Origin of the sequence: uncultured Mailhella sp. (assembly GCF_947631555.1) — a bacterium.
Classification (GTDB): Bacteria; Desulfobacterota; Desulfovibrionia; order Desulfovibrionales; family Desulfovibrionaceae; genus Mailhella.
Genome location: NZ_CANRLT010000121.1, coordinates 1 through 4,396, shown reverse-complemented (window position 1 = coordinate 4,396; position 4,396 = coordinate 1). Strand labels below are relative to the sequence as shown.

Sequence of the window (4,396 nt, the reverse complement as noted above, 5' to 3'; positions counted from 1 at the left end):
AATCCCCATCTGTTTACAAAGTTCAGCCTAGCGGGGCTTTCTTACTTTGTCCACCTGATGGGGTGCATATCACTCGACATGAGGAACTTCAAGCGCACACAGCGACAAACACAGAAACAATAGTATCGGTAGGGATTTCATTATACTCCTGTACCCGGCATCTGCAGCTTACAGATACTGTTCGATAAACGGGACAATGCGGGTGGCAAGAAGCTCGTTTCCCGCGCCCGTAATATGGATACCGTCTTGGGCACGCAATGTTGCCCATTGCCCGTGAACATCCAGACCCTTGCGCTGAAAACGCCCCTCAGCATCGGCGAGCATAGGCCCAATGTCTAAGAACGGAGTACCTGTACGCCGGCAGACATCGCGGATGACGCCCGTGACCACGGCCACGCTGCTCGCCAGCCGTGGATTGCGCAATACAGGAGGTGAGAGCAGTATAGTGCGCCCGCCGTACCGCGCTACCGTTGAGATAACAGCTTCCAGCCTACCCTCATAGCGGCTATGCCATTCTGGGGAGTTGAAGGGGAGAAAACGCCCATTATCCCAAAGCGCTTGACCGTCGTTAGTGCCGATGCAGATAACTACGACCTCTGGCCTCTCCTGCTCCACATTCCTGGCCAGAACCGAAGGCCAGTTAAACTTGTCGGAGCGGCAGAAACCCGTGGCAACCTTAGCCAGCGGGACAAACCTGCGGCCAGATCCGGCAAGCGCCTGCTGAAGGATCGGTTCTAGCCCTACCATAATGGAATCGCCGGCGAACATCACAGTGCGGGACGGCGGCGGCGCAGGCTCTCTTGAGCAGCTGCACAGCATGACGAACGTCAGCAGAATAAAAAGATATCGTTGCATGATCCTCTCTTAGTTATGACCTTGCCCATCGGGACGTGGCGCGGCCAGCCAGCCCTGCTGAGACAGGTAGTCTCGTATGCAGGGCATTACCTCATCCAGCACCAAGGCTGCGCCTTCATCGCTGATGTGACACTTGTCGTCTCTGCGGATGCGTACTGCGCGGCCATCGGGAAGGCGCATATAAGCACGATACTTGCCCTCCTGATCCGCCAGTACGGCATTGGAATCCACATACATAGCGCCACAATTCGCGCAGGCCTCACGCTGAACATCTATCAGCATGGGCATCTTCTCAAGCCCTTTCTTGGCCATTACAGGCAACCCTATCCATATGGGGCAGGCAGCTCTCTGCTGGGTCATCTCAATCATCTGCTCCACGCGCTCACGGTATCGATCCTTCCATTCATGGGTGCCGAACAACGTTTTCCGTTTGTGTTCCACAACGCTCTGGAGATCGTTAGCCCCCAAACAATACAGCACGATAGTAGGATGATATTTGCTTATGAAGTTTTCAAGCTCGCTGGGCCAGTCATAGTACAGGGCATTTGAAAGCCCCGTTGAATGGCGCGCCACCGACACAAATTTCACGACATTCTTCACATCTGAGAATTTTTTGTACCGCTTAAGAGTGCGTGCGAACTGCTCCATGAAAGAGTCTTCCACCAACAGTATTACAGCGGGGGCGCTTGGCGCAGGAGACACCTCCTGAGGCACAGAGGCGATTCCTGCAACGGAGGGATTTTGCTCCAGCGGCGCAGATGATGGGGAGCTTTCAGCCAGAGTTTCGGCCGCAGCATCGTTCACGGGAGCGGGATTGACCGATACCTCAGGCTCAGGTGACGGCTTGACAGGCAGCTCGGAGGATGCGCTTGGCGCAGGAGACACCTCCTGAGACACAGAGGGGATTCCTGCAACGGAGGGATTTTGCTCCAGCGGCGCAGATGATGGGGAGCTTTCAGCCAGAGTTTCGGCCGCAGCATCGTTCATGGGAGCGGGATTGACCGATGCCTCAGGCTCAGGTGACGGCTTGACAGGCAGCTGCGGCATGGAAACAGCTTCCTGTATGGGGGGATGTCCTCCCCCGGTATCGCCAAGCTCCATTGCGGAAGAGGAGCCACCCACAACCACATCGTACTGCCGAATCTCAGCTGCAACAGTATGCAAGAGCTGCTGACATCGATCGAACCCGAGAGCGTCTGCTGCTGCGAACACCATGCCTGCTGCAGACGCGAAGGAACTCTCTGCCAGACGCGGGCGCAATCCTTTGTATTGCAGGCATCCAAAGGTCAGCAGAGCGACCATGCAGATGGCGAATATCCTTTTGGATACATCCATACTAGAAACCAAAGTAGATAAAGGGCAGCACGCCATCTGGCCCCATGCTCATGATGCATGCGCCGACCACGCCGATGAGCACACCGCGCACATAACACGGTATGGCGACCAAACTGCGCAAGCAGGCATCGTGCAGCGATGAACCCCAGATCTGCAGAGCCATGCCAGCTGTGATGACCGGTACAGCGAACACGGGGAAGCCCTCGCCTACAGAAGCAAACTCGAACATGCGCCGGAAGATCGCAAACGCGATATCCATGTTTTCGGCACGGAAGAATATCCAGAGGAATGCCACATAATGGAACGTAAGCATCCATGCCAGCACTCCCCACTGCGGGGCGAACATACCCGTAGTTTTTGGGAAGTGCTTGCGAAACGCCCGATGCACAACCAGTCCGATACCATGCAGCGCACCCCATGCCATGAATGTGAAGTTCGCGCCGTGCCACAAACCTCCGAGTACCATAGTCAGGAAAATATTGAAATAGACATTGCCGCGACGGTTCCCCCCGAGAGGGATGTATAGGTAATCACGCAGCCATGCTGAGAGCGTGATGTGCCAGCGTCTCCAAAAATCCTGAACATTTTTAGATAGATACGGAGAGCGAAAATTCTCTGGAATATCATAGCCCATGAGTCTGCCCACACCCATGGCAAGATCTGTGTAGCCAGAAAAATCGCAGAAAATTTGGAGAGCGTATCCATATACGCCCACCCAAACAGCAATAGAGGCATATGTGTCTGGAGCGTTGAATACGCCCTTCACCACATATTCTGAAAGATAACTCGAGAGTACGACCTTTTTAAACAGGCCTCCCAGAATGAGCAGGAAGCCATCCTGCATGGCGGTCTCGTCTATACTCTGCTCATACATCTGGGGTACGAATTGTCCTGCCCGCAATATGGGGCCTGAAAGCAGCGTGGGAAAGAACGAAACGTATGCCAAGGTCTCCAAAAATGTATACGGATGCTTGATCGTTCCGCGATACAGGTCGATGACATAGGACATGGCCTGAAAGAGAAAAAACGAGAGTCCAGCTATATAGGCGGCCTCATAGTTCAGCAGCGGCAACAATGAGAGCGGGCTACCCATAAAGGCCAGCAAGTCGCTCGTCACCAGTACAAGGAATTGAAAATATTTGAAGAAAATAAGCAGGCCTATGCAAAGCAGGATGAAGATCGTGACAGCCGCAAGATCCCCCACCTTCCCGCGCCGCCGACCTATGAACAGTGCTGCTCCATGTGCGGCCAGCGCGACTCCCAACAAAAGAACGGCACCGGCAACGCCCATGCAGGAGTAGAAAAGAAAATTTGCGAGGATGAGAAACCCCGGATAGCACGGGCTGGTTCGCCGTATCGTCATATTCAGAACAAGGAACACGACGAAAAACGCAGCGAACTCCAGCGTGACGAAATTCAAAGCATCTTACCTTTGTATTAAATCCAAGCCACTCTCATCAGGGGCGAAGGAATGCGCACATTGACTGATTTGGTGCTCCCGCCATGGTGTGCCAACATGTACAGGGCGACAGGGAGAGCCACGCACAGCCTATGGATGGCAGCCGCTTGATGAAATAAGCGGCTCATGTGTATCGGCAATACACCAAGGCACTGCCGGCCAAAACCCATGCGTTTGGGGAGATGCCATTTTATAGAGCATGCTCTGTAAAACAAAAAAACAGAAATCAGCCTGCAGCCTGCATTGCACAACAGTATTGCCGGGCATCTTAATCATAGCCTGACGCTTAAGTCAATCCTGACGCAGAAACGAGACACTGACTTTTATAATGACAAATGTTTGAGATTATGCTATCTTTCAAAAAAAACGGAGGATACCGGGATGCCTTGCCGTAAATGCGGTTCTGAGGCATTCGTTAAAAATGGGTTTGTCGCTGGAGTTCAACGTTATAAATGTAAGGAATGTGGATTCCAGTTTACGCGGGAAACTCCTCATGGAAAACCAATGAAGGATAAAATCCTTGCCCTTGTTCTTTATCTTTCCGGGCTATCCATGACTATGATCGGAAAAATTATCGGCGTGAGTACTCAAAGCGTTATGAGATGGATAAAAATGTTTTATGACAAATTTGTTGAAAATGAATCCCAGGCAAATATTGAAGAAATAGAAGTTGAGCAATAATGTAGCAAAGCCCTTCAGGGCTTTGCGTCCTGCGCTTGGGAGGGGTTTGCATCCCCTCCCAAGCTA

At 52.5% G+C, this 4,396-nt stretch carries 4 protein-coding genes; 1 reads left to right on the top strand and 3 read right to left on the bottom strand.

The genetic code is table 11. The features are described from left to right. Positions 1-168: 168 nt before the first annotated feature. The 3 genes from Q0Z94_RS11140 to Q0Z94_RS11130 are packed head-to-tail and all read right to left on the bottom strand — an operon-like array spanning position 169 to position 3,610. Positions 169-855 (bottom strand): DUF459 domain-containing protein, encoded by a 687-nt coding sequence (locus tag Q0Z94_RS11140; RefSeq protein ID WP_298069720.1) that lies wholly within the window; start codon positions 853-855, stop codon positions 169-171. Positions 856-864: 9 nt separating this feature from the next. Beyond that, complete coding sequence (locus tag Q0Z94_RS11135; RefSeq protein ID WP_298069718.1) at positions 865-2,157, bottom strand: DUF459 domain-containing protein; 1,293 nt, start codon at positions 2,155-2,157, stop codon at positions 865-867. Positions 2,158-2,191: 34 nt separating this feature from the next. Beyond that, positions 2,192-3,610 carry an MBOAT family O-acyltransferase gene (locus tag Q0Z94_RS11130; RefSeq protein WP_298069716.1) on the bottom strand — a complete coding sequence of 473 codons (1,419 nt, stop codon included), beginning with the start codon at positions 3,608-3,610 and terminating at the stop codon, positions 2,192-2,194. A 420-nt stretch (positions 3,611-4,030) separates the two neighbouring features. Here Q0Z94_RS11130 and Q0Z94_RS11125 point away from each other — a divergent pair, with 420 nt between their 5' ends. Further along, on the top strand, positions 4,031-4,330 hold the full coding sequence (locus Q0Z94_RS11125) for a helix-turn-helix domain-containing protein (protein WP_298069714.1): 300 nt from the start codon (positions 4,031-4,033) through the stop codon (positions 4,328-4,330). Positions 4,331-4,396: the final 66 nt, after the last annotated feature.